The 23,025-nt window shown below is 72.0% G+C and carries 22 protein-coding genes, 1 pseudogene and 1 riboswitch; of the genes and pseudogenes, 15 read left to right on the top strand and 8 right to left on the bottom strand.

All coding sequences use genetic code 11. The annotated features are described in order from the left end of the window. The first annotated feature begins 36 nt into the window (after positions 1 to 36). Positions 37 to 789: an amino acid ABC transporter ATP-binding protein gene (locus AB0N63_RS08245; RefSeq protein ID WP_365526414.1), complete on the top strand. Its 753-nt coding sequence runs from the start codon at positions 37 to 39 to the stop codon at positions 787 to 789. 62 nt (positions 790 to 851) lie between these two features. Here the strand turns inward: AB0N63_RS08245 and AB0N63_RS08250 are convergent, their stop codons facing one another. Then, entirely contained in the window at positions 852 to 1,628 is a 777-nt protein-coding gene (locus AB0N63_RS08250) for a class I SAM-dependent methyltransferase (protein ID WP_365525805.1), read from the bottom strand. A 100-nt stretch (positions 1,629 to 1,728) separates the two neighbouring features. Here AB0N63_RS08250 and AB0N63_RS08255 point away from each other — a divergent pair, with 100 nt between their 5' ends. After that, a complete protein-coding gene (locus AB0N63_RS08255) occupies positions 1,729 to 2,358 on the top strand; it encodes a CGNR zinc finger domain-containing protein (RefSeq protein ID WP_365525807.1) in 630 nt (209 codons plus the stop codon). Here the strand turns inward: AB0N63_RS08255 and sodX are convergent. After that, on the bottom strand, positions 2,262 to 2,696 hold the full coding sequence (gene sodX / locus AB0N63_RS08260) for a nickel-type superoxide dismutase maturation protease (protein ID WP_365526416.1): 435 nt from the start codon (positions 2,694 to 2,696) through the stop codon (positions 2,262 to 2,264). The genes AB0N63_RS08255 and sodX overlap by 97 nt on opposite strands. Before the next feature lie 145 nt (positions 2,697 to 2,841). Between sodX and sodN the strand changes: the two genes are divergently transcribed. Both sodN and AB0N63_RS08270 read left to right on the top strand, forming a co-directional pair. Continuing rightward, positions 2,842 to 3,237, top strand: coding sequence for a superoxide dismutase, Ni (gene sodN / locus AB0N63_RS08265; RefSeq protein ID WP_019980405.1), 396 nt, complete (start codon positions 2,842 to 2,844; stop codon positions 3,235 to 3,237). A gap of 196 nt (positions 3,238 to 3,433) precedes the next feature. Continuing rightward, positions 3,434 to 4,180: pseudogene (locus tag AB0N63_RS08270) on the top strand (VOC family protein). A gap of 8 nt (positions 4,181 to 4,188) precedes the next feature. Here the strand turns inward: AB0N63_RS08270 and AB0N63_RS08275 are convergent. The 3 genes from AB0N63_RS08275 to AB0N63_RS08285 all read right to left on the bottom strand — a co-directional run bounded on the left by AB0N63_RS08275 (position 4,189) and on the right by AB0N63_RS08285 (position 7,882). Next, entirely contained in the window at positions 4,189 to 4,875 is a 687-nt protein-coding gene (locus tag AB0N63_RS08275) for a GNAT family N-acetyltransferase (RefSeq protein WP_365525811.1), read from the bottom strand. A gap of 318 nt (positions 4,876 to 5,193) precedes the next feature. After that, on the bottom strand, positions 5,194 to 6,357 hold the full coding sequence (locus tag AB0N63_RS08280) for a family 2 encapsulin nanocompartment cargo protein polyprenyl transferase (protein WP_365525814.1): 1,164 nt from the start codon (positions 6,355 to 6,357) through the stop codon (positions 5,194 to 5,196). 118 nt (positions 6,358 to 6,475) lie between these two features. After that, positions 6,476 to 7,882: a family 2B encapsulin nanocompartment shell protein gene (locus tag AB0N63_RS08285; RefSeq protein ID WP_365525816.1), complete on the bottom strand. Its 1,407-nt coding sequence runs from the start codon at positions 7,880 to 7,882 to the stop codon at positions 6,476 to 6,478. A 212-nt stretch (positions 7,883 to 8,094) separates the two neighbouring features. Here AB0N63_RS08285 and AB0N63_RS08290 point away from each other — a divergent pair, with 212 nt between their 5' ends. Continuing rightward, positions 8,095 to 9,012, top strand: a complete 918-nt coding sequence (locus AB0N63_RS08290) for a pyridoxal-phosphate dependent enzyme (RefSeq protein ID WP_365525819.1) — start codon at positions 8,095 to 8,097, stop codon at positions 9,010 to 9,012. Positions 9,013 to 9,073: 61 nt separating this feature from the next. On the opposite strand, the gene AB0N63_RS08295 is transcribed toward AB0N63_RS08290, so the two are convergent. After that, positions 9,074 to 10,669: a Na+/H+ antiporter gene (locus AB0N63_RS08295; RefSeq protein ID WP_365525822.1), complete on the bottom strand. Its 1,596-nt coding sequence runs from the start codon at positions 10,667 to 10,669 to the stop codon at positions 9,074 to 9,076. A gap of 81 nt (positions 10,670 to 10,750) precedes the next feature. On the opposite strand from AB0N63_RS08295, the gene AB0N63_RS08300 reads away from it, so the two are divergent. The 3 genes from AB0N63_RS08300 to AB0N63_RS08310 all read left to right on the top strand — a co-directional run bounded on the left by AB0N63_RS08300 (position 10,751) and on the right by AB0N63_RS08310 (position 12,864). Beyond that, the gene (locus AB0N63_RS08300; protein WP_365525825.1) at positions 10,751 to 11,011 is read left to right on the top strand and encodes a UBP-type zinc finger domain-containing protein; all 261 of its coding nucleotides are present in this window, start codon (positions 10,751 to 10,753) and stop codon (positions 11,009 to 11,011) included. Between the two features lie 249 nt (positions 11,012 to 11,260). Continuing rightward, entirely contained in the window at positions 11,261 to 11,677 is a 417-nt protein-coding gene (locus tag AB0N63_RS08305; RefSeq protein WP_009190566.1) for an anti-sigma regulatory factor, read from the top strand. A gap of 17 nt (positions 11,678 to 11,694) precedes the next feature. Further along, the gene (locus tag AB0N63_RS08310) at positions 11,695 to 12,864 is read left to right on the top strand and encodes an RNA polymerase sigma factor SigF (protein WP_365525828.1); all 1,170 of its coding nucleotides are present in this window, start codon (positions 11,695 to 11,697) and stop codon (positions 12,862 to 12,864) included. Positions 12,865 to 13,443: 579 nt separating this feature from the next. On the opposite strand, the gene AB0N63_RS08315 is transcribed toward AB0N63_RS08310, so the two are convergent. Further along, positions 13,444 to 13,923 (bottom strand): hypothetical protein, encoded by a 480-nt coding sequence (locus AB0N63_RS08315; protein ID WP_365525831.1) that lies wholly within the window; start codon positions 13,921 to 13,923, stop codon positions 13,444 to 13,446. A 136-nt stretch (positions 13,924 to 14,059) separates the two neighbouring features. Between AB0N63_RS08315 and AB0N63_RS08320 the strand changes: the two genes are divergently transcribed. Both AB0N63_RS08320 and AB0N63_RS08325 read left to right on the top strand, forming a co-directional pair. Next, positions 14,060 to 15,028 carry a diacylglycerol kinase family protein gene (locus AB0N63_RS08320; RefSeq protein WP_365525834.1) on the top strand — a complete coding sequence of 323 codons (969 nt, stop codon included), beginning with the start codon at positions 14,060 to 14,062 and terminating at the stop codon, positions 15,026 to 15,028. A 319-nt stretch (positions 15,029 to 15,347) separates the two neighbouring features. Beyond that, positions 15,348 to 15,605, top strand: coding sequence for a WhiB family transcriptional regulator (locus AB0N63_RS08325; protein WP_003992873.1), 258 nt, complete (start codon positions 15,348 to 15,350; stop codon positions 15,603 to 15,605). 273 nt (positions 15,606 to 15,878) lie between these two features. On the opposite strand, the gene AB0N63_RS08330 is transcribed toward AB0N63_RS08325, so the two are convergent. Continuing rightward, entirely contained in the window at positions 15,879 to 17,345 is a 1,467-nt protein-coding gene (locus tag AB0N63_RS08330) for a PAS domain-containing sensor histidine kinase (RefSeq protein ID WP_365526418.1), read from the bottom strand. A gap of 929 nt (positions 17,346 to 18,274) precedes the next feature. On the opposite strand from AB0N63_RS08330, the gene nagB reads away from it, so the two are divergent. From nagB to AB0N63_RS08355, 5 genes are all read left to right on the top strand, one after another. Continuing rightward, positions 18,275 to 19,060 carry a glucosamine-6-phosphate deaminase gene (gene nagB / locus AB0N63_RS08335; protein ID WP_365525837.1) on the top strand — a complete coding sequence of 262 codons (786 nt, stop codon included), beginning with the start codon at positions 18,275 to 18,277 and terminating at the stop codon, positions 19,058 to 19,060. 288 nt (positions 19,061 to 19,348) lie between these two features. Next, positions 19,349 to 20,113, top strand: coding sequence for a GntR family transcriptional regulator (locus AB0N63_RS08340; protein WP_009190560.1), 765 nt, complete (start codon positions 19,349 to 19,351; stop codon positions 20,111 to 20,113). 137 nt (positions 20,114 to 20,250) lie between these two features. Then, the gene (locus AB0N63_RS08345; RefSeq protein WP_365525840.1) at positions 20,251 to 20,514 is read left to right on the top strand and encodes a DUF3311 domain-containing protein; all 264 of its coding nucleotides are present in this window, start codon (positions 20,251 to 20,253) and stop codon (positions 20,512 to 20,514) included. After that, on the top strand, positions 20,511 to 22,139 hold the full coding sequence (gene mctP / locus AB0N63_RS08350) for a monocarboxylate uptake permease MctP (protein WP_365525843.1): 1,629 nt from the start codon (positions 20,511 to 20,513) through the stop codon (positions 22,137 to 22,139). Before AB0N63_RS08345 ends, mctP begins: the two co-directional genes overlap by 4 nt. A 167-nt stretch (positions 22,140 to 22,306) precedes the next feature. Next, positions 22,307 to 22,813 carry a GNAT family N-acetyltransferase gene (locus tag AB0N63_RS08355; protein ID WP_365525846.1) on the top strand — a complete coding sequence of 169 codons (507 nt, stop codon included), beginning with the start codon at positions 22,307 to 22,309 and terminating at the stop codon, positions 22,811 to 22,813. Between the two features lie 45 nt (positions 22,814 to 22,858). Next, positions 22,859 to 23,013, top strand: a riboswitch (cobalamin riboswitch). Positions 23,014 to 23,025: the final 12 nt, after the last annotated feature.

Consider the following 23,025-nt stretch of genomic DNA (forward strand, 5'->3'; position numbering starts at 1 on the left):
AAGCAGGACGCCACCCCGCGCGACACCACCGTCGCGATGGTCAAGGCGGAGGGCGTGCACAAGTCCTTCGGCCAGGTGGAGGTGCTCAAGGGCATCGACCTGGAGGTGAAGCCGGGCGAGGTGTTCTGCCTCATCGGCCCCTCCGGCTCGGGCAAGTCGACCTTCCTGAGGTGCATCAACCACCTGGAGAAGATCAACGCGGGCCGGCTGTACGTGGACGGCGACCTCGTCGGCTACCGCCAGCACGGCGACAAGCTCTACGAGCTGCGCGACCGCGAGGTCGCCATGAAGCGCCGCGACATCGGCATGGTCTTCCAGCGCTTCAACCTGTTCCCGCACATGACGGCCGTCGAGAACGTCATGGAGGCGCCGGTCCAGGTCAAGGGCACGAGCCGGGCCGAGGCCCGGGAGCGGGCGATGAGCCTGCTGGAGCGGGTGGGGCTGGCCGAACGCGCCGGCCACTACCCCTCGCAGCTGTCCGGCGGCCAGCAGCAGCGGGTGGCGATCGCCCGCGCCCTGGCCATGGACCCCAAGCTGATGCTCTTCGACGAGCCGACCTCGGCGCTCGACCCGGAACTGGTCGGCGACGTCCTCGACGTCATGCGCGACCTCGCCGAGTCCGGCATGACGATGGTCGTCGTCACCCATGAGATGGGCTTCGCCCGCGAGGTGGGCGACAACCTCGTCTTCATGGACGACGGCGTGGTGGTCGAGTCCGGCCACCCGCGCGACGTCCTGACCAACCCGCAGCACGAGCGCACCCAGTCGTTCCTGTCGAAGGTGCTGTAGCCCCGGCCGGCGCGCGAAGGGGCGGTACGGGATTCCCGTACCGCCCCTTACGCCGTGGTCGGCTACTTCAGCGCCAGGAGCAGCGTGTCCGACGGGGAGCACCACACCGGGCGGGCCTCCGCGAATCCCTTCTCGCGCAGCACGCGCGCGTGCCAGGCGGGCGAGGGCATGTCGCCGTCGGCGTGCTCGCCGTAGATCTCGAACCGGCGGGCGGTCGGCTCGGCCAGCACCGGGTCCTGCGCGGCCAGCTGCCACCACTCGGCCCAGTCCAGCGCGCCCCCGTCCCTGGCCTGGTCCATGCGGGCGTGCCGCTGCGCGCGCTCGGCGGCGTTGATCCGCGGGGTGGTCTCGTCGATCATGTGGTCCGCGTTCATGAAGACGCCGCCGTCGCGGACGAGGTCCGCGATCGATCCGTACAGGGCCGCGAGGGGTTCGCAGTGCAGCCAGTGCAGGGCCGTCGCGGTCAGGACGGCGTCGTAGGAGTCGTGCGGCAGCTTCGCCGTCCAGTCGGGGTCCTTCAGGTCGGCGGTGACGAAGGAGACCCGCTCGTCGCCCCCGAACGTGCCGCGGGCGATGGCGAGCAGCGCCGGATCGAGGTCGACGCCGGTGCTGGTGGCGCCGGGGAAGCGGGCGAGCAGGCGGGCGGTGATGGTGCCGGTGCCGCAGGCGAGGTCGAGGACGCGCGGGGCGGTGCCGACGAGGGCCTCCACCATGTCGAGCATGACCCGGAAGCGGTCCTCCCGGTCCGGCATGTACCACTCCTGCTGCCGGTCCCAGCTCTGCTGCCAGGCCTGCCAGTCGGTTCCCGCAGCGGTGAGGTCCCTGTGCGTGTCCGTCATCGTCGCCCTCCCTGACGTAGGCCGCGTAATACCCTGGAAGCACGACCGTCTGTTACAAGGTCGTGCCCACGACCATAGGGCACACCGGTAAGGACTACAAGTGGAACTGGCCTATTACTCGGACTACGCCGTCCGTCTCGTCAACACCGAGGAACCGGCCCGGGGGAAGGACACCCTGACGTCGGTGGAGGCGGTACGGGACCTGTTCGGCGCGAACGGCTCGGCGGCCCGCCGCGCCACCGAGGCCGACGTGACGCGCTTCCGCTCGGTGCGGGCCCGGCTGCGGGCGGTCTTCGAGGCGGCCGACCAGGGCGACGAGACCCTGGCGGTGGCGCTGCTGAACTCCCTGCTGCTGGAGTTCCCGGTGAGCCCACAGATCTCCGGACACGACTACCGGGACGAGGACGGCCGCCCGCTGTGGCACATGCACCTGGCCGACCACCCGTCGAACGCCACGGCCGGCTACGCGGCGATCGCCGCCATGGGCCTGGCCTTCCATCTGACGGAGTACGGCGTGGACCGGCTCGGCCTGTGCGAGGCCGCGCCCTGCCGCAACGCCTACCTCGACACCTCCACCAACCGCTCACGCCGCTACTGCTCCGACCGCTGCGCCACCCGGGCCAACGTGGCCGCCTACCGCGCCCGCAAGCGCCTGGAGGCCGACCGGTCGGCGAACACGGGCCTGGCGGCCGACAGCGCCCAGCGCGCCAGCGCGGGTCCGGAGCGCTGACCGGGCCGCCGCGGCCGGTAACGGAACCACACCTTCCCGAGCACCAGCTCCTCGGGGACGGTGCCGTAGTCGGTGCTGTCGCCCCCGGCGTACGTGTTGTCCGCGAGCACCCACCAGCCGCCCTCGCGCCGTTCCGCGGCCCGCTTGACGACCAGCAGGTCCTGCTGGAACGGATGGCGCAGGACGACCACGTCACCCGGCCGGATGCGGGCCCCGTACCGCACCAGGAGCCGGTCGCCGTGGTACAGCGTCGGCACCATGGACGGCCCGGTCACCTCGGCCAGCCCGAAAGGCAGTACGGCGGCCCCGCGCTCGGTCTCCTGCGACAGCTCCGGCATCCCCGGCACCTCCCCGGTCCGTTCGTCCACCAGTCTCAGTCTGACCCTGGACTTTTGTCCTAAGCCCAAGGGGGCACCCGAGAAATCACGCCTTGCAGGGAGTAATGTCCCACCTGAGAAGACGATCACGAGGAAGGAATGCTCCATGCTTTCCCGCCTGTTTGCCCCCAAGGTCAAGGTCAGCGCGCACTGCGACCTGCCCTGCGGCGTGTACGACCCGGCCCAGGCCCGCATCGAGGCGGAGTCGGTGAAGGCCGTCCAGGAGAAGATGGCCGCCAACGACGACCCGCACTTCCAGGCGCGTGCCATTGTCATCAAGGAGCAGCGCGCCGAGCTGGCCAAGCACCACGTCTCGGTGCTGTGGAGCGACTACTTCAAGGCCCCGCACTTCGAGAAGTACCCGCAGCTGCACCAGCTGGTCAACGACACGCTGAAGGCCCTCTCCGCCGCCAAGGCCTCCACCGACCCGGCGACGGGCCAGAAGGCCCTGGATCTCATCGCCGAGATCGACAAGATCTTCTGGGAGACCAAGAAGGCCTGAACCCCAGGCTTCGACGCGGCGGCTCCCACCGGGGCGCGACGCCCCGGTGGGAGCGTCCACGAGAGAGGTCCGGCCGTAGCTCACGGCCGGACCTCGGCTCGTTCCGGGAGATCTTCCGGAGAGCCGCCGCGATGCGGCGGTCAAGAGCGTCCGGCGCGGTCGGGGGGCCGTCGGTTCGGCGGCCTGCGATCGGCGCATGAGCATCCGCTGGACCTACGCCTTCGTCGACCGGCCCGCCGCGCGGTTCGCCCGCGCGCTGGAGTTCTGGACGGCTGTCACGGACACCCGGTTGTCCGAACGTCGTGGTGACGACGGTGAGTTCACCACTCTGCTCCCGGACGGCGCCGATCCGTGTGTCAAGGCGCAGGCCGTCGGATCGGGGGACGGTGGCGCGCGTCTCGATCTCGTCGGCGAGGACGTCCGCGGGCTGATGACGGCGGCGGTGCGGCTCGGGGCCGCGGTCGTCGCCGAACACGAGGAGAGGGCCGTACCGCGGTCGCCCGGTGGGCGGTTGTCCTGCGCGGTGCCCTGGGGCGGGGAGTCCGTACGTCCGCCCGTCGTCCGCGGCGGCCGACTCGACCAGGTGTGCCTGGACGTCCCGCCCTCCGCCTTCGCCGCCGAAGTCGCCTTCTGGGGCGCGCTGCTGGCCGACTGGGAGTCGCGGCCCGGTTCCCGGCCCGAGTTCCACGTCCTCACGCCGCCGCCCGGCCTGCCGGTCCGCGTCCTGCTGCAACGCCTGGACGGGGAACGGCCCGCCGGCGCCCATCTCGACCTCGCCTGCGCGGACATCGCCGCCACCCGCGCGGACCACGAGCGGCTGGGCGCCACCCATGTGGCCGACCGTCCGCGCTGAACCGTGCTGCGCGACCCGGCGGGCGGACTGTACTGCCTGACCGGGCGGGACCCGGAGACGGGCGGACTGACCGCCGCCGGGCGGGGCTGAGGCGGCGGTCAGCTCCCGAGAGGCCTCGCCGCGTCCGCCGTGGGCGCGGGATCGGTGAGGGGTTCACGCCACATGGGCCACATCCGGGGGCCGTCGGGGAGATCGAGGGTGCGGTCGGTGAACGTGAAACCCAGCCGCTCGTACAGCTTGGTGCTGCGCGTGCTGCTGGCCTCCAGATAGGCCGGAAGACCCTTCCGGTCGCACCGGTCGAGAACATGCCGGATCAGCGCGCCGCCCAGCCCCTCGCCCTGCCGCTCCGGAGCGACGCCGATCATCCACAGGTACTCGTGGGCACGGCCGGCCGGGTGCGACTCGGCCAGCAGCCGGGCGATCTCCTCGACCCGGGGGTTCGCCGGGTCGACGGCCTCCCGCATCCGCACCGCCTCGTCGGCCCCCTCCAACCCGCCGGCGCCTTCCGGCGCGGCGGCCGAGCCGCCTTCGTCCGGGCCCTCGTGGCCGTCGGCCGGTACGGACAGCCAGAGCGCGCACGCCGAGCCGTCCTCGGTGACATCGATCCGGCCCACGGCGAGGACGATGTCGGTGAAGGCGGCCATCAGCCGGTGGTGGGTCGTGCGGCGGTACTCCTCACCGGGGAAGACCCAGCCGCTCACCGGGTCGTCCTGGAACGCCTCGTCCAGCAGCCGCACGATCAACTCCCGGTCGTCCGTGCCCGCCACCCGAATCGCCACGCCCATCTTCCGCCCCTCCACCCTCTGACTTCTCCGGAAGCAACGGGAGTCGAGCGTACTCGGAGGACGGTCCGGGTGAGGAGTGGCGGGCCCCGCACACCGTGGGGAAGTGCGGGACCCGCCGGGCCGAAGCCGCCAAGGTCCGCACGGGGTCAGGAGCCGTACGGACCCGGCGACTCCGGGGTCTGCGTCCGCCCCTCCGGTTCCTCCATGGGAAGCTCCGTCCCCGCCCCGGGGATTCCCTGTGGAGTTCCGGACTCGCGGAGTCGCGGCGCTGTGGAGTTGTGCCGTCACCCGGCGCCGGTGTGGATGCCGGCGCCGGCGTCAGCTGGTGCGTCTGGTCACGAACTCGGCCAGGGCCAACAGGCCCCCCGCCGCGGCGGGGTCCGGGATCGCCCGGGACAGTTCCTGGACCGCCTGGGCCATCCGGTCGGCCGCCTGGGACTGGGCCCAGTCCCGGCCGCCCGCCCGCTCCACCGCCAGCGTGGCGCGCTCCTCCTCCCCTTCCTGGTGCGGCCGGGCGTACAGCTCGGCGAGTTCGGCGGCCGCCGGGGTGGCGGAGGTGAGTGCGGCGACCACCGGAAGGGACTTCTTGCGGGCGGCGAGATCGGCGCCCGCGGGCTTGCCGGTGCGCTCCGGGTCGCCCCATATGCCGATCACGTCGTCGATGAGCTGGAACGCGAGCCCGGCCTGTCGACCGAAGGCGTCCAGCGCGCGCACCTCGTCCTCGGCCGCCCCCGCGTACAGCCCGCCGACGGCGCACGCACAGCCGAGCAGCGCGCCCGTCTTGGCCTCGGCCATGGCGAGCACTTCGGCGAGCGTCACCTCCGTCGGCGCCCGGCTCTCCAGTGCCGTGTCCGCGCGCTGGCCCGCGCACAGCTCCACCACGCACGCGGCGAGCCGGGCGGCGGCGGCCGGGGCGGCCGGGTGCGGGTCCTCGGCGAGCAGCCGCAGGGCGAGCGCGTGAAGGGCGTCGCCGGCGAGGATGGCGTCGGCGTCGCCGAACACCGTCCACACGGTGGGCCGGTGCCGCCGGGTGGTGTCCCGGTCCATCACGTCGTCGTGCAACAGCGTGAAGTTGTGGACCAGTTCCACCGCCGCGGCCGCCCGGACCGCGGCCGCCCGACCCCGCGCCCCGCCGATCGCGTGGGCGGCCGTCAGGACCAGCGCCGGGCGGATCGCCTTGCCCGCGTTCCCCGTGGCAGGGGTGCCGTCGGCGTGCTCCCATCCGAAGTGATAGCTCGCGATCCGGCACAAGGACGAGGGCAACGAGGCGACCGCCGAACGAAGTTCCGGGTCGACGGACACGCGGGCCCGGTCCAGGATCACCGCCGCGTCGAGCCCGTCGGACGCACCGGCCGCTACGCCGTCGGGGCCGGTGGCGGGCCGGGGGAACGGCACGGGCGCCGTCCCCGCCGGCCGCGCCGGCGTCACATCGCCCAGGCCACCGGGCGGTCGCGGTGTCGTCTCCGTCATGAACTCGGCCATCCGCTCCCCCTCGGAGAGTCCGCGAACACTGGTGGCTGCGCTGCCGGTACCGGGTCCCTGCCCCCGTGGTGTCCTACCCGGAGCGGCGGGCGGGGACACCGCGGGCCGGCGGGGAGCGTCAGCGCCAACGGCCGACCTCGATGTTCTCCAGGACGCCCAGCGCGTCCGGGACCAGCACGGCCGCCGAGAAGTACGAGGTCACCAGGTACTTGATGATCGCCTGCTCGTTGATGCCCATGAACCGCACGGACAGGCTCGGCTCGATCTCGTCCGGGATGCCCTGGGCGCGCAGCCCGATGACGCCCTGGTCCTCCTCGCCCAGACGCATGGCGATGATGGAACTGGTCCGGGCCTCCGTGACCGGGATCTTGTTGGACGGGAAGATGGGCACTCCGCGCCAGGTGGGGATGCGGTTGCCGCCCATGTCGATGGTCTCGGGCACCAGGCCCCGCTTGTTCAGCTCGCGGCCGAACGCGGCGATGGCGCGCGGGTGGGCGAGGAAGAGCTTGGTGCCGCGACGCCGGCTGAGCAGCTCGTCCATGTCGTCGGGGCTCGGCACGCCGTCGTGCGGCTGGATCCGCTGGTCGTACTCGCAGTTGTGGAGCAGGCCGAAGTCACGGTTGTTGATCAGCTCGTGCTCCTGGCGCTCCTTCAGCGCCTCGACGGTCAGCCGGAGCTGCTGCTCGGTCTGGTTCATCGGCTGGTTGTAGAGGTCGGCCACGCGGGTGTGGATGCGCAGCACGGTCTGGGCGATGCTCAGTTCGTACTCGCGGGGCCGGGCCTCGTAGTCGACGAAGGTGTGCGGGATGTCCGGCTCGCCGCTGTGGCCCGCGGCGAGGTCGACCTCCTTCTCGCCGTACTTGTTGGTGCGCTGACCGGGGATCGAGCGCAGCCGCCTGAGGTGGTCGCGCAGCGAGGCGGCGCGCTCGGAGACCTGCTCGAAGTCGTGCCGGGACAGGACGAGGACGGTGCAGGTGGTGTCCGCGCGGACCGTGTACTCCCAGATCGCGTCGGAGTCCAGGAGCGCGTGCTCGCCGAAGTAGGCGCCGTCGGCGAGGATGCCGAGGACCTGGTCGTCGCCGTAGGGGCCGGTGCCGACCTTCTCGGCGCGGCCGTGGACGAGGAGGTAGACCTCCTCCAGCTGGTTGCCGAACGAGGCGATCACCTGGCCGGCGCCGATCTCGCGCTGCCGGCAGCGCGAGGCGAGTTCGGAGAGCACGTCGTCGTCCTCGTACCCCCGCAGTGCGGGCAGTTCGCCGAGTTCGGCGGGGATCACCTCGACGCGCTCGCCCGTCTTGACGAAGGTGATCCTGCCGTCGCCGACGGCGTAGGTGAGCCGCCGGTTCACCCGGTAGGTGCCGCCCTGCACATCGACCCAGGGCAGCATGCGCAGCAGCCAGCGCGAGCTGATCTCCTGCATCTGGGGTACGGACTTGGTGGTGGTGGCCAGGTTCCGCGCGGCCGCCGTGCCGAGGCTCTGCTGCGGCCGGCCCTGCGCCGCACGGACCTCTTCGCCTACCGACATAGAGAATTGCCCTCCCGATCATGCCAGGCGCTCGATCGGCGCCCGCATCGACTTGCATGCGCCACCCTTCCATCACGCACCGTGTCGGTGCTATTACACGAAAGAGCGGGAATGGATCACCGCCGGGCCGGGCAAAGGCGGTGGTCCGGCCCGGTCCCTGCGCCGCTGCGCCGCCCCGTGCGCTCCCCTGCCCGCTCCGGGACAATGGGCCGGTGACCAGCTCCGCCGCCCCCGGCCCCGCCGCACCGACCCCCCGGCTGCCGTCGCCGCTGCAGGAGCTGGCCGACGACCGCTTCACCCGGCGCGGACTGCGGCTGCTGCTCAAGCGGGACGACCTGATCCACCCGGAGCTGGTCGGCAACAAGTGGCGCAAGCTCGCCCCGAACCTGGAGGCCGCGGCCGGCCGGACGGTCGTCACCTTCGGCGGCGCGTACTCCAACCATCTGCGCGCCACCGCCGCCGCGGGCCGGCTGCTCGGGCTGCCCACCGTCGGCGTGGTGCGCGGCCACGAGCTGGCCGGCCGTCCGCTCAACCCGTCCCTGGCCCGGTGCGCGGCCGACGGGATGCGGCTGCACTTCGTGGAGCGCTCGACGTACCGCCGCAAGGCCGAGCCGGAGACGCTGGCGGCGCTGCTGGAGGCGGTCGGCGCGCGGGACGCCCATGTCGTGCCGGAGGGCGGAAGCAACGCGCTCGCGGTGCGCGGCTGCCGGGCCCTCGGCGCGGAACTCGGCGCGCACGCCGATGTGGCGGCCGTGGCCTGCGGCACCGGCGGCACCCTGGCCGGCCTGGCCGCCGGTCTGCCACCGGGCCGGCGCGCCCTCGGCGTACCGGTCCTCAAGGGCGGCTTCCTGGGCGAGGAGATACAGGCCCTACAGCAGGAGGCCTTCGGCGCGCGCCGGGGCACGTGGTCGCTGGACGAGCGGTTCCACTTCGGCGGGTACGCCCGCACGACGCCCGAGCTGGAGGCCTTCGCCGTGGACTTCTCCGCCCGCCACGGCGTCCCGGTCGAACGCCTCTACGTCGCCAAGCTGCTGTACGCGCTGGTCGCCCTGGCAGCCGAGGACGCCTTCCCGCGCGGGACGACGGTCGCGGCGGTCGTCACGGGCCGCCCCTTCCCGGACCAGCCCTGAGGCGCCTCGCCACGGAACCCGTCACCCCCGACCCGACCGGCTCACCCGCCGCGGGCGGCCCCTACGCCGTCTCCCGGTAGACCGCCGCCTCCTCAAGGTCCAGGCGGCGCAGCAGCGTGCGCAGCATCTCGTCGTCGATGTAGCGGCCGTCCCGCAGACGTACGAACACCTCCCGTTCGGCGCCGATCATGTCCCTGGACAGCCGGCGGTAGGTGTCGTCGACCGATTCCCCGGTGACCGGGTTGGTCTGGCCGAGGCGTTCCCAGACGGCGTTGCGGCGGCGCTCCAGGACCGCGCGGAGGCGTTCGGCCAGCGGCGGGGGCAGGCTGTTGCGCTCGTCGGCGAGCAGTTCCTCCAGGCGCCGCTCGGCGGCCAGGGAGGCCTGGGCCTGGGCGTTCGCCTCGGCGAGGGTGGCGGCCTGCGCGTCGCGGCCGGGGAACTTCAGCAGGCGGATCAGCGGGGGCAGGGTCAGGCCCTGGACGACGAGGGTGCCGATGACGGTGGTGAAGGTCAGGAAGAGCAGCAGGTTGCGCTGCGGGAAGGGGCCGCCGCCGTGCACCGTGACCGGGATGGAGAAGGCGATGGCCAGCGACACCACGCCCCGCATGCCGGCCCACGCGGTGACCATGGCGCCCCTCCAGGTGGGGTTCTCCTCCCGCTCGCGCACCCGCCGGGACAGCAGCCGGGGCAGGAACGTCGCCGGGTACACCCAGACGAACCGGGCCGCGACGACCACCAGGAAGAGGACGACCGCGTACAGGACGGCGTCGGCGCCGGAGTACGTGTCGAGGCCGCGGACGACGACCGGCAGCTGGAGGCCGATGAGGGCGAAGACCGCGGACTCCAGGACGAAGGCCACCATCTTCCACACGGCCTCCTCCTGGAGGCGGGTGGCGAAGTCGACCTCCCACGCGCGGTGCCCGAGGTAGAGGGCGACGGTGACGACCGCGAGCACACCCGAGGCGTGCACCTGTTCGGCGACGCCGTAGGCGACGAACGGGATCAGCAGGGAGAGGCTGTTCTGGAGCAGCGCCTCCCTCAGATGGGTGCGCAGCCAGTGCAGGGGGGCCATCAGCACCAGGCCGACGCCGACGCCGCCGACCGCCGCGACCAGGAACTCCTCCACTCCCCCGGCCCAGGTCGCGCCCTCGCCGACCGCCGCGGCCAGGGCGACCTTGTAGGCGGTGATCGCGGTGGCGTCGTTCAGCAGGGACTCGCCCTGGAGGACCGTGGTGATCCGCGAGGGCAGTCCGACCCGGCGGGCCACGGCCGTCGCCGCGACCGCGTCCGGCGGTGCCACCACGGCGCCCAGCACCAGGGCGGCGGTCAGCGGCAGGTCCGGCACGATCAGATAGGCGGCCCAGCCGACCACGAAGGTCGCGAAGAGCACGTAGCCGACCGAGAGCAGCGCCACGGGTCGCACCTGTGCGCGCAGGTCCAGATACGAGCTGTCGATGGCCGACGTGTACAGCAGCGGGGGCAGCAGCAACGGCAGGACGACCTCGGGGTCCAGGGCGTAGTCGGGCACCCCGGGGACGTAGGAGACCGCCAGTCCGGCGGCGACCAGCAGCAGCGGCGCGGGCACCGGGGTGCGCCGGGCGGCCCCGGCCACCGCGGCGCTGCCCGCCACCAGCAACAGCAGCGGCATCACGTCCATCGTCCTCGCCCGCCCATCGTCGTCTCGTTCCGTCCGCCCGTTCCACGTGGTCGCGGGTGCGGACGTCGTAATCTGGCAATCATGAAACAGTGCACGCACACCGGCGCGCTGCCGAACCCGGAGCCCGAACCCCGCAGCGAGACGTGCCTGGAGTGCCTCGCCGAGGGCACGCACCCGGTGCAGCTGCGACTGTGCCTGACCTGCGGCCACGTAGGGTGCTGCGACTCCTCGCCGAATCAGCACGCCACCAAGCACCACAAGGACACCGGGCACCCGGTGATGCGGACGTTCGAGCCGGGCGAGGACTGGCGCTGGTGCTTCGTGGACCACGTACTCGTGTGACCGGGGTTCCGGACGGTTCGGGGCTCTGACGCCTGGGTACGTCAACCCGGCGCGCGCTGTTCCCATTTGAGCCCGCCGAACCCCTAGACACGGAGCGTATCCGTGCGTTTACTATGAGTGACAGCAGGGGTTGGGGTCCCAGGGACAGTAATGTCGAGAGCGCGGTAGCGTCACCGCTGAACCACGCGTCGCGTGACCCGGGGGGCGACCCTCGGCCCCGTAAATGCTTGTACCACCTTGGAGGTGAGGGTGTCCCAGATCGCAGGCGAGCCCGCGGCGAACCAGGACTTCGTGGAGGTCCGGCTGCCGGCTGCGGGTGCCTACCTGTCGGTGCTGCGGACGGCCACGGCCGGCCTCGCGGCCCGTTTGGACTTCACCCTGGACGAGATCGAGGACCTGCGCATCGCGGTGGACGAGGCCTGCGCGATCCTGCTCCAGCAGGCCGTGCCCGGCTCGGTGCTCAGCTGCGTCTTCCGGCTGGTCGACGACTCGCTGGAAGTCACCGTCTCGGCCCCCACCACGGACGGCCACGCGCCCTCGCGGGACACCTTCGCCTGGACCGTCCTGTCCGCGCTCGCGGGCAAGGTCTCCTCCGCGGTGGACGAGGACAAGACCGTGTCGATCAGCCTCTACAAACAGCGCGGCGCGGGACCCGGGCCGGCGTGAGGAACGGGGACGGGCCGGTGCGGGACGAAGAGCGCGGCGCACGGGAACTGCCGGCCGAGGGCGGGTCGCCGCCCCGCGCGGACGGGGCCGGGGCCCCGGCCGGAGGCGGTCCGGGCGGTCCGGCGGGGAGCGCGCGGCCGGCCGCGGGCATCGACGGCATCCCCGAGCAGGCCAGGCCGCACCCGGACGACGAGACCGCGGGCACCGCTGCCGCGGGCGAGCGTCCGGACGACGCCGTACGGGGCGCGCCGCCGCCGGTGCGCGGCGGGGCCTCCGCGGGCCGGAGGGGCCCCGCCACCCACGCCACGCCGAAGGCGGGGGAGGAGGCGAGGGCTCGGGGAAGGGCGACGGGCGGGACGATGAGCGAGCACGAGCGGAACTCCGAGGACGGCACACCGAGCGTGCCCAGCGTGCACGGCACGCACCACGACGCGCACGACCGCAGTGGCGCACGCGCGATGTTCGTGGAGCTGCGCGCCCTGAAGGAGGGCAGCCCGCAGTACGCCGAGTTGCGCAACCAGCTGGTCCGGATGCACCTTCCGCTCGTCGAGCATCTCGCGCGCCGATTCCGCAACCGCGGGGAGCCGCTGGACGACCTCACCCAGGTCGCCACCATCGGCCTGATCAAGTCGGTCGACCGCTTCGACCCGGACCGCGGCGTGGAGTTCTCGACGTACGCGACCCCGACGGTCGTCGGCGAGATCAAGCGGCACTTCCGTGACAAGGGGTGGGCGGTGCGGGTGCCGCGCCGGCTCCAGGAGCTGCGGCTGGCGCTCACCACGGCGACCGCCGAGCTGTCCCAGCTGCACGGCCGCTCCCCCACGGTGCACGAGCTGGCGGAAAAGCTCGCCATCTCCGAGGAGGAGGTCCTGGAGGGCCTGGAGTCGGCCAACGCCTACTCCACGCTGTCCCTGGACGTCCCCGACACGGACGACGAGTCCCCGGCCGTCGCGGACACCCTCGGTGCGGAGGACGAGGCACTGGAGGGGGTGGAGTACCGCGAGTCGCTGAAGCCGCTGCTGGAGGATCTCCCGCCGCGCGAGAAGCGGATCCTGCTGCTGCGGTTCTTCGGCAACATGACCCAGTCGCAGATCGCGCAGGAGGTCGGCATCTCGCAGATGCACGTCTCCCGGCTGCTGGCCCGCACCCTGGCCCAGCTGCGGGAGAAGCTGCTGGTTGAGGAGTGACACCGTCGGCGTGAGGCCTGACGGCCGCCGACGGCGCGGACGCACCCGCGCGGGGCTGCCCACAGAGCCGGTAGGTCGCTGGATCACCGGGGCACGGACCGACGCGGCAGGTCGCCGGAGGCGCGTCCCGCGGTCTCGGGTCCCGGGACCGCCGGAGGGGCGTCGTGCGGGTGGCTTCGCAGGGTGCTGCACAGTCGTACGGTGCCTGCGGCCGCCCAGCGGGGTCCGCCCCCTCGGCCGCTCGGCGGCGTACGGAAACCCACCAGCCACCCCCGCGGGGACGCGGCCCTCCCGGCGACCCGCACGCGGGCGCGGCCTTCCCGGCCCCCTTGCAGGGGACGCACCCCTCAACCACCCCTGCGGGGAACACGGCCCAGCGGCCGTGACGTCGTCGGCCGCCGGGGCGCGCTTCGAAAGCGGCGTCGTCGGCCCGAAGGGCGGGGCCCGCGGCGTCCGGTCAGGTGCGGTGCATCGCAGGGCCGAGGGTCGCCTGCGTACCGGGCGTACGCGGAGACCCCGGCAACGCGGCGAGGCACCGTGTCAGACGTCGCGGGCCAGACGGGAGTTTCGAAACACGCCCTAGCGGCGTCGGTCGCTCTCCTGCGTGCGGCCCGGGCCCTTGATGCCGAGGGCCAGGGTCGTCGCCGGGTTGACGAGCAGGACCAGCGAGGTCACCGCGACCGCCGCGAGCGCGATGCCCGCCGGGACGGCCATGCCGTCCGCCTTGAGCAGGTTGTAGGCGACGGGCAGCGCCATGATCTGGGTGATGACGGCCGGTCCGCGGCTCCAGCCGCGCCGCAGCAGCAGCCCCCGGGCGGCCAGCAGCGGCAGCAGCGCGAGCACGAGCACGGTGATCCCACCGGTGACGGCCTGCTGCCGGTCGTCGCCGTCGCCCGTGATGCCGAGGACGAGCATCCAGACCCCGCCGGCGAGCAGCGCGAGCGCCTCCAGCCCGCACAGCGCCGCCGCGTACGTCAGCCGCCGCGGGCGTGACCCCGCGGGGTCCGCCGGGTTCGTGGTGCCGACGGTGCCGGAAACGGATTTCTGCTCACTGCTCACCCCTGAAGGGTAGCCTTCGGTGCCCGGGCGCGGGCCGCGCGGGCCGCGCCGCCGTGTCCAGGGTCACGCCCCTTCCTCTTACCCGTTCCCTACCTCGGCCTGGGCGGAGTACTACCCAGTAGGTACCCTGCAACCCATGCGTGCACTTCTCGTGGTCAATCCGGCGGCAACCACCACAAGCGCACGTACGCGCGACGTCCTGATCCACGCGCTCGCCAGCGAGATGAAGCTGGAGGCGGTCACCACCGAGTACCGCGGCCACGCGCGCGACCTCGGCCGGCAGGCCGCGGACAGCGACGAGATCGACCTGGTGGTGGCCCTCGGCGGCGACGGCACGGTCAACGAGGTGGTCAACGGTCTGCTGCACCGCGGCCCCGCCCCCGAGCGGCTCCCCCGCCTCGCCGTGGTGCCGGGCGGTTCCACCAACGTCTTCGCCCGCGCCCTGGGGCTGCCCAACGACGCGGTGGAGGCCACCGGGGCGATCCTGGACGGCCTGCGGGACGGCAGCGAGCGCACGGTCGGACTGGGCCTGGCCTCCGGGACGCCGGGCACCGAGGACGCGGCCGTGCCCGAGCGCTGGTTCACCTTCAACGCCGGCCTCGGCTTCGACGCGGGCGTCGTCGGCCGGGTCGAGCAGCAGCGCGAGCGCGGCAAGAGGTCCACCCACGCGCTGTACGTGCGGCAGGTCGTCCGCCAGTTCCTCGGCGAGCCGAACCGCCGGCACGGCACGATCACCCTGGAGCGGGACGGCGAGGACCCGGCCACCGATCTGGTGGTCGCCATAGTCTCGAACACGTCGCCGTGGACGTATCTGGGCAATCGCCCGATGTACACGTCGCCCAAGGCCTCGTTCGACACGGGACTCGACGTCCTCGGGCTGAGCCGGCTCTCGACGGCCGCGGTCGCCCGGTATGGCACGCAGTTGCTCACTTCGTCCCCGGAGCGCGGACCCCAGGGCCGGCACGCTCTGTCACTGCACGATCTGAGCCGCTTCACCTTGCATTCGAAGGTGCCGCTCCCCCTCCAGATGGATGGCGACCACCTGGGACTGCGAACGAGCGTGACGTTCACAGGCGTACGCCGTGCACTGCGTGTGATTGTGTGAGTGGAAGGGCCGAAAGTCCTTTCACTCGAACGTTTAGGCCAGGGTCCACCCCATGGAAGTACGGCTGTGACCTAGTCGACACCGAGGAATCAAAAAAAACTTTCCGGAAGGGGTTGTATCCGTCGCCGAGGTTTGCGAGTCTCTACATGGCGATCGGGGCGGCCCACCACACGGGCCCCAGAGATCGCCGGAACCCCTCTTCACACCACAGGACCACGCCAGGGAAACCTGACGGTCGGCCCTTCACTTGTTGAGGGATTCGTGAAAGCGTTCACATTCACAAGCAACTTGCACGTAATACCAAGGAGAGGTAGCAGCCATGGACTGGCGTCACAACGCCGTTTGCCGCGAGGAAGACCCCGAGCTCTTCTTCCCCATCGGCAACACCGGTCCTGCGCTGCTGCAGATCGAGGAAGCCAAGGCCGTCTGCCGTCGCTGCCCGGTGATCGAGCAGTGTCTGCAGTGGGCGCTCGAGTCCGGTCAGGACTCCGGCGTCTGGGGTGGTCTCAGCGAGGACGAGCGCCGCGCGATGAAGCGCCGCGCCGCCCGCAACCGGGCCCGTCAGGCCTCCGCCTGACCACAGCCACCCCGCTGACAGCCTGAGCTTGGCGGCGCGTACAGCGAGTACGCATCTCCCGCCCCCGAGCCGCAGCGCGCAGTACCCCCCGGTGGCCCCCGCTCTTCGAGTGGAGGCGCCCGCCGACAGGGGAAGCACGAAGCGACTAGCCCCGGACCTTTCGAGGTCCGGGGCTCTTTGCTGTGCTCCCGGCCCGGAGGCCGCGTTCCGGCCCGGAGGCCGCGCGCGGACCCGAGTTGCCGCCCGGCCCGGGGATCTCACCGCGCCAGGCGGCTACTTGTGGGCCTGGACCGGGAGGTCGAGGATCACCCGCGTACCGCGGTCCGGGGCCGGGACCATGTCGAAGCTTCCGCCCAACTCGCCCTCGACCAGGGTCCGTACGATCTGGAGGCCGAGATTGCCGGAGCGGTGCGGGTCGAAGCCCTCGGGCAGTCCGACCCCGTCGTCCTGGACGGTGACCAGCAGACGGCACTCGCGCGAGGTGCCGCCGCGGACCGCGGAGACCTCGACCGTGCCGGTGTCGCCCTCCCGGAAACCGTGCTCCAGGGCATTCTGGAGGATCTCGGTGAGCACCATCGACAGCGGGGTGGCGACCTCGGCGTCCAGGATGCCGAACCGGCCGGTGCGCCGGCCGGTCACCTTGCCCGGCGAGATCTCGGCGACCATCGCCAGCACCCGGTCGGCGATCTCGTCGAACTCCACCCGCTCATCCAGGTTCTGAGACAGCGTCTCATGCACGATGGCGATCGACCCGACCCGGCGCACGGCCTCCTCCAGGGCCTCGCGTCCGCGCTCGGAGCCGATCCGCCTGGCCTGGAGGCGCAACAGCGCCGCCACCGTCTGGAGGTTGTTCTTGACCCGGTGGTGGATCTCCCGGATCGTCGCGTCCTTGGTGATCAACTCCCGCTCGCGGCGGCGCAGTTCGGTGACGTCGCGGAGCAGCACCAGCGAACCGATGCGGGTGCCCTTGGGTTTGAGCGGGATGGCCCGGAACTGGATCACCCCGTCACTGGCCTCGATCTCGAACTCGCGCGGCGCCCAGCCGCTGGCCAGCTTCACCAGCGCCTCGTCCACCGGGGCGCGCGACGGGGCGAGTTCGGCCGTGGCCTCGCCGAGGTGGTGGCCGACGAGGTCGGAGGCGAGGCCGAGGCGGTGGTAGGCGGACAGGGCGTTCGGCGAGGCGTAGTGGACGATGCCGTCGGCGTCCAGCCGGATCAGTCCGTCGCCGACGCGCGGGGAGGCGTCCATGTCGACCTGCTGGTCCGGGAAGGGGAACGTTCCTGCGGCGATCATCTGCGCCAGGTCGGAGGCGCTCTGGAGATACGTCAGCTCCAGCCGGCTCGGGGTGCGCACGGTGAGCAGATTGGTGTTGCGCGCGATGACGCCGAGCACGCGGCCCTCGCGCCGGACCGGGATGGACTCGACGCGGACCGGGACCTCCTCGCGCCACTCCGGGTCGCCCTCGCGCACGATCCGGCCCTCGTCGAGCGCCGCGTCCAGCATCGGGCGGCGGCCGCGCGGCACGAGGTGGCCGACCATGTCGTCCTGGTAGGAGGTCGGGCCGGTGTTCGGGCGCATCTGGGCGACCGAGACGTAGCGGGTGCCGTCCAGGGTGGGGACCCACAGGACCAGGTCGGCGAAGGAGAGGTCGGAGAGCAGCTGCCACTCCGAGACCAGCAGATGGAGCCACTCGAGGTCGGAGTCGTCGAGCGCGGTGTGCTGGCGTACGAGTTCGTTCATGGAGGGCACGTCTGCGAGCGTACCCGGGCGTTTGTACGGTCTCGAAATATCCGGTGGCGCGGCCTCTGCGTCCGGCGCCGGGACCTCGCGCCCCGGCCGGCATACGGCCCCGCAGACACCCGCGGGCCGCGGCGCCTGGGAGGGACCCTCAACCCTCCCGGCACCGCAGCCCGGAGCAATATCGGCCGTGGGGTGTGCGGTCCCGGTCGGCCGAAGGATGAGGAGCCGGAGCAGTCAGGGCAGAGAGCACCGGTTCCTCGGTCCGTCCTCCTGTGCGGGGAGGACGGAGGCTCGTACGTTCTGTGTGTCGCTCGTCTGTCGGTCGTCTGTCGCTCGCCGCGGGTGGCGCGCGCGGGTTCCGCTGTTCGAGGGACGTCTCCTCGATTCTGGACTAGACCACTGCGCCTGTCCATGAGCGGGGAGGGTGTTCGTCGTCCTTTCTCGCCGAGCGGACGGACCGGTGGGGCCGGAACCGTCCGGCCGGACGCCGAGCGTCACCGGACAGCAGCCTAGCCCGCGCGACCCCGCCACGGGGCCGCTTGACGGCGGCAATTTCGCCGAGTGCCCCCGGCCGCGCCCTTCTCGCGCCGTCGCACGCCTGTCGCGCACGCACACCGCATGTGGGCGTGCACGGCGCGTGAGGCCGAGCATGCGGCCCCGGGGCGAGGGGAGGCGTACGGACACGTGCGGCGCGTGCGGCCATGGACGGCGGATGGGATCGCGGGCGGCGCGTGAGAGCGCGGGCGGGGCGCGGTGGGGCGCCTTGATCGGCGTATGGCGGAAGCCGCGCGGCATGCGGCGGGAACCGCGCGGCGGACCTCCGGAGCCCGCGCCCCGCAAGGGCCGTTCTGCTAGATTGGTCTAAACCACAGGCCCCTCGTACCGGGTCAGGTCCTCTCCTCGGCTCTCCTCAGATCGGCAGGCCCAGCGTGGAAGTTGTCATCGTTCCGGACGCCGCAGCGGGCGGCGAGCTCATCGCCGAGGCCATGGCGCGGCTGCTGCGGCGCAAGCCCGACGCACTGCTCGGCGTGGCCACGGGTTCCACCCCGCTCCCCGTCTACGAGGCGCTGGCGGCGAAGGTGCGCTCCGGCGCGGCCGACACCTCGCGGGCGCGGATCGCCCAGCTCGACGAGTACGTCGGACTGCCCGCCGACCACCCCGAGTCGTACCGCTCCGTGCTGCGCCGCGAGGTGCTGGAGCCGCTGGGGATCCCGATGGAGGCGTTCCTCGGGCCGGACGGCACCGCCGAGGACGTCCAGGCGGCCTGCGAGGCGTACGACCGGACGCTGGCCCAGGCCGGCGGTGTCGACCTCCAGCTGCTCGGCATCGGCACGGACGGGCACATCGGGTTCAACGAGCCGTGCTCCTCGCTCGCCTCGCGGACGCGGATCAAGACGCTGACCGAGCAGACCCGGGTGGACAACGCGCGCTTCTTCGACGGCGACGTCGACCAGGTGCCGCACCACGTCATCACCCAGGGCATCGGCACCATCCTGGAAGCCCGGCACCTGGTGCTGCTGGCCACCGGCGAGGGCAAGGCGGACGCGGTCGCCGCGACCGTGGAGGGTCCGGTCGCGGCGATCTGCCCGGCCTCGGCGCTCCAGCTGCACCCGCACGCCACGGTCGTGGTGGACGAGGCCGCCGCCGGCAAGCTGAAGCTCGCCGACTACTTCCGCCACACCTATGCGAACAAGCCCCACTGGCAGGGCATCTGAGCTGACCGGAGGGGCGCGGGCGCGGTACCGCGCCGACGGACCGGCGTCCGCGTCCGCCGTCCGTCGCCGCCGGGCGGGCCGCACCGGCCGCGCCCGCCGCACGCCCCGCTCCCCCGGGCCGCTGTCCTCATGACGGACGTTGGACTAGACCAGCCTGGGTCACGGCGGTATACAGAGGAGATCACGGAGCGTGCGGGTGAGCACCCGGCACAAGAAGCCGTGCCACGATGTGAGCCGTGGCCGATGGTGATGTCGGTCGCTTCGGCACCTGAGCCGGGAAGGCGGAGCATGAGCACCGACGTCAGCAGTGCGGAGAACGAGGGTGGGGCGACTGTCCGTACCGCACGCGTGCCCAAGTACTACCGTCTGAAGAAGCATCTGCTCGACATGACCCAGACGCAGGCTCCGGGGACGCCGGTGCCGCCGGAGCGCACGCTGGCGGCCGAGTTCGACACCTCGCGCACCACCGTGCGCCAGGCGCTCCAGGAGCTGGTGGTCGAGGGCCGGCTGGAGCGCATCCAGGGCAAGGGCACCTTCGTCGCCAAGCCGAAGGTCTCCCAGGCGCTGCAACTCACCTCCTACACGGAGGACATGCGCGCCCAGGGCCTGGAGCCGACGTCGCAGCTGCTGGACATCGGCTACATCACCGCCGACGACCGGCTCGCCGAGCTGCTCGACATCACGGCCGGCGGCCGGGTGCTGCGCATCGAGCGGCTGCGCATGGCCAACGGCGAGCCCATGGCGATCGAGACCACCCACCTGTCGGCCAAGCGCTTCCCGGCGCTGCGCCGCAGCCTGGTGAAGTACACCTCCCTCTACACCGCCCTCGCCGAGGTCTACGACGTCCATCTCGCCGAGGCCGAGGAGACCATCGAGACCTCGCTGGCCACCCCGCGCGAGGCCGGGCTGCTCGGCACTGACGTGGGCCTGCCGATGCTGCTGCTGTCCCGTCACTCGCTGGACCGCGGCGGCGAGCCGGTGGAGTGGGTGCGCTCGGTCTACCGCGGCGACCGCTACAAGTTCGTCGCGCGGCTCAAGCGCCCCATGGACTGAGGTCCCCGACCGGCCCGGCCCCGCCGGGGGCCGTCAACCGGTATGCGGACAAGGGGTTCCGTTCCCGCGGCACCGTGACCTAGATTGCCTGCGCATTGCACCGATGGTCAGTGGTCAGCGAGGGGACGGAGCCGCACATGTCAGATGCCTCAGGAGTCGGCAGAGGGGCGGTGACGCCCGTGCGGGTCGTCATCGGCCTGTGCCTCGTCGCCCCGTTCGTGGCGATGCTCTGGGTCGGTTCGTACGCCAAGACCGACCCCACGTTCGTCGGCGTCCCGTTCTTCTACTGGTACCAGATGCTGTGGGTGGTGCTGTCCACGGTCCTCACGGTGATCGCGTACCGGCTCTGGCAGCATGACCAGCGCGCCCGCGCGGCCCGGAAGGACGGTGCGGCCAAGTGAAGGACGGCGTCAACGGCGTCGCGCTCGGCGTCTTCATCTTCTTCTTCGTCCTGGTCACCGCGATGGGATTCCTCGCCGCCCGCTGGCGCCGCGCGGAGAACGAGCACAGCCTGGACGAATGGGGCCTGGGCGGCCGGTCGTTCGGCACCTGGATCACCTGGTTCCTGCTCGGCGGGGACCTGTACACGGCGTACACCTTCGTGGCCGTGCCCGCGGCGATCTACGCGACCGGCGCGGCCGGCTTCTTCGCGGTGCCGTACACGATCCTGGTCTACCCGCTGATCTTCACGTTCCTGCCACGCCTGTGGTCGGTGTCGCACCGGCACGGGTACGTGACGACCTCCGACTTCGTGCGCGGGCGGTTCGGCTCCAAGGGACTGTCGCTGGCGGTGGCGCTCACCGGCATCCTCGCCACGATGCCCTACATCGCGCTCCAGCTCGTCGGCATCCAGGCGGTGCTGGACGTGATGGGCGTGGGCGGCGGCGAGAACACCAACTGGTTCGTCAAGGACCTGCCGCTGCTGATCGCCTTCGGCGTGCTGGCCGCGTACACGTACTCGTCGGGTCTGCGCGCACCGGCACTGATCGCGTTCGTGAAGGACGCGCTCATCTACATCGTCATCGCGGTCGCGATCATCTACATCCCGATCAAGCTGGGCGGCTTCGACGACATCTTCGCCAAGGCCGGCGACGCCTTCGCGCAGACCAACCCGGCCACCGGCAAACCGCGCGGCGCGGTCGTGCCCGGCGAGGCGAACCAGTGGACGTACGCCACGCTCGCCCTCGGTTCCGCGCTCGCGCTGTTCATGTACCCGCACTCGATCACCGCGACGCTGTCCTCACGCAGCCGTGAGGTGATCCGCCGCAACACCACGATCCTGCCGCTGTACTCGCTGATGCTGGGGCTGCTGGGGCTGCTGGGCTTCATGGCGATCGCGGCGGGCGTGAAGGTGACCAACGGGCAGCTGGCGATTCCGCAGCTGTTCGAGGACATGTTCCCGGACTGGTTCACGGGCGTGGCCTTCGCCGCCATCGGGATCGGCGCGCTGGTGCCGGCGGCGATCATGTCGATCGCGGCGGCGAACCTGTTCACCCGCAACATCTACAAGGACTTCATCAAGCCGGACGCGACGGCCAAGGAGGAGACCCGGGTCTCCAAGATCGTCTCGCTGCTGGTGAAGGTGGGCGCGCTGGTCTTCGTCCTGACGATGGACAAGACGGTCGCCATCAACTTCCAGCTGCTGGGCGGCATCTGGATACTTCAGACCTTCCCGGCGCTGGTGGGCGGCCTGTTCACCCGCTGGTTCCACCGCTGGGCGCTGCTCGCCGGCTGGGCGGTCGGCATGGTCTACGGCACGGTGGCGGCCTACGGGGTCGCCTCGCCGACGCAGAAGCACTTCGGCGGCTCGGCCAAGGAGATCCCGGGCATCGGCGAGATCGGCTACATCGGCATGACGGCGTTCGCGCTGAACGTGGTCGTGGCGGTGGTCCTCACCTTCGTCCTCAGGGCTCTTAAGGCCCCCGAGGGCGTGGACGAGACCAGCCCGGAGGACTACGTCAAGGACGCGGGCGACCCCGGCGTCGCGGTGGAGCTGCCCCCGGCCACGGCCGGCAGCGCCCACTGACCCCTGCGCGCACCCGAAGGGCCGCCGGAGCCTCCCCCGGCGGCCCTTCGCCGTGCCCGCGACCCCTCCGGCGGTCCTCGCCGTCCCTGTGCCACCGCCTCCCCGGCGGCCCGCACGGCCGGGAAAACCGGCGGCCCGTCGCCCCGCCCCTGCGGCAGACTCCCCCCATGGACATCGTGGTGCGGCGGGCCGAGCCCGCGGAGTACGAAGTGGTCGGGGAGATCACCGCGCAGGCCTATCTGCGGGACGGACTGCTGGACTTCGGGGACGACGACGAGTACCTCGGGGAGCTGCGGGACGTGGCCAAGCGCGCCGCCGCGGCCGAGGTGCTGGTGGCCGTGCGGGACGGCGAAGTGCTCGGCGGGGTCGCCTTCGTCCCGTCCGGCGGCCCGATGGCCGACATAGCCGGGCCCGGCGAGGCCGAGATCCGGATGCTCGCGGTCGATCACGCGGCGCGCGGCCGGGGCGTCGGGGAAGCGCTCGTGCGGGCCTGTGCGGACCGTGCGCGGGCCACCGAAGGGTGTGTGCGCCTGATCCTGTCCACCCAGCCCACGATGCACGCCGCCCACCGCCTCTACGAGCGCCTGGGCTTCGTGCGCACCCCGGAGCGCGACTGGAACCCCCTGCCGGACCTCCTGGACCTCTCCCTGCTCACCTACGCGTTGACGCTCTGACACGCTACGCAGTCGCCACGACACTAGATATGGGGGTGGCTTCCTCACCCGGCACAAGATGTATGCTCGTGCTCGCTGTCGTCGCAGGGGAATCCGGTGCGAATCCGGAACTGTCCCGCAACGGTGTACTCATACACGTATGCCCTTATGGCCGTGTACGAGCGTCAGTCCGAGGACCTGCCGACAGTGCGCCCGGCCGTCCGGCCCGGGCG

It is taken from the genome of Streptomyces sp. NPDC093260, from assembly GCF_040683715.1.
GTDB classification, from domain to species: domain Bacteria; phylum Actinomycetota; class Actinomycetes; order Streptomycetales; family Streptomycetaceae; genus Streptomyces; species Streptomyces sennicomposti.

What these genes read in the sequence shown, in the direction of transcription:
- AB0N63_RS08245 (WP_365526414.1), top strand. Translation starts at nt 37, where the DNA reads ATGGTCAAGGCGGAGGGCGTGCACAAGTCCTTCGGCCAGGTGGAGGTG.
- AB0N63_RS08250 (WP_365525805.1), bottom strand. Translation starts at nt 1,628, where the DNA reads ATGACGGACACGCACAGGGACCTCACCGCTGCGGGAACCGACTGGCAG.
- sodX (WP_365526416.1), bottom strand. Translation starts at nt 2,696, where the DNA reads ATGCCGGAGCTGTCGCAGGAGACCGAGCGCGGGGCCGCCGTACTGCCT.
- sodN (WP_019980405.1), top strand. Translation starts at nt 2,842, where the DNA reads ATGCTTTCCCGCCTGTTTGCCCCCAAGGTCAAGGTCAGCGCGCACTGC.
- AB0N63_RS08275 (WP_365525811.1), bottom strand. Translation starts at nt 4,875, where the DNA reads ATGGGCGTGGCGATTCGGGTGGCGGGCACGGACGACCGGGAGTTGATC.
- AB0N63_RS08280 (WP_365525814.1), bottom strand. Translation starts at nt 6,357, where the DNA reads ATGGCCGAGTTCATGACGGAGACGACACCGCGACCGCCCGGTGGCCTG.
- AB0N63_RS08285 (WP_365525816.1), bottom strand. Translation starts at nt 7,882, where the DNA reads ATGTCGGTAGGCGAAGAGGTCCGTGCGGCGCAGGGCCGGCCGCAGCAG.
- AB0N63_RS08295 (WP_365525822.1), bottom strand. Translation starts at nt 10,669, where the DNA reads ATGGACGTGATGCCGCTGCTGTTGCTGGTGGCGGGCAGCGCCGCGGTG.
- AB0N63_RS08300 (WP_365525825.1), top strand. Translation starts at nt 10,751, where the DNA reads ATGAAACAGTGCACGCACACCGGCGCGCTGCCGAACCCGGAGCCCGAA.
- AB0N63_RS08320 (WP_365525834.1), top strand. Translation starts at nt 14,060, where the DNA reads ATGCGTGCACTTCTCGTGGTCAATCCGGCGGCAACCACCACAAGCGCA.
- AB0N63_RS08325 (WP_003992873.1), top strand. Translation starts at nt 15,348, where the DNA reads ATGGACTGGCGTCACAACGCCGTTTGCCGCGAGGAAGACCCCGAGCTC.
- AB0N63_RS08330 (WP_365526418.1), bottom strand. Translation starts at nt 17,345, where the DNA reads ATGAACGAACTCGTACGCCAGCACACCGCGCTCGACGACTCCGACCTC.
- AB0N63_RS08340 (WP_009190560.1), top strand. Translation starts at nt 19,349, where the DNA reads ATGAGCACCGACGTCAGCAGTGCGGAGAACGAGGGTGGGGCGACTGTC.
- AB0N63_RS08345 (WP_365525840.1), top strand. Translation starts at nt 20,251, where the DNA reads ATGTCAGATGCCTCAGGAGTCGGCAGAGGGGCGGTGACGCCCGTGCGG.
- AB0N63_RS08355 (WP_365525846.1), top strand. Translation starts at nt 22,307, where the DNA reads ATGGACATCGTGGTGCGGCGGGCCGAGCCCGCGGAGTACGAAGTGGTC.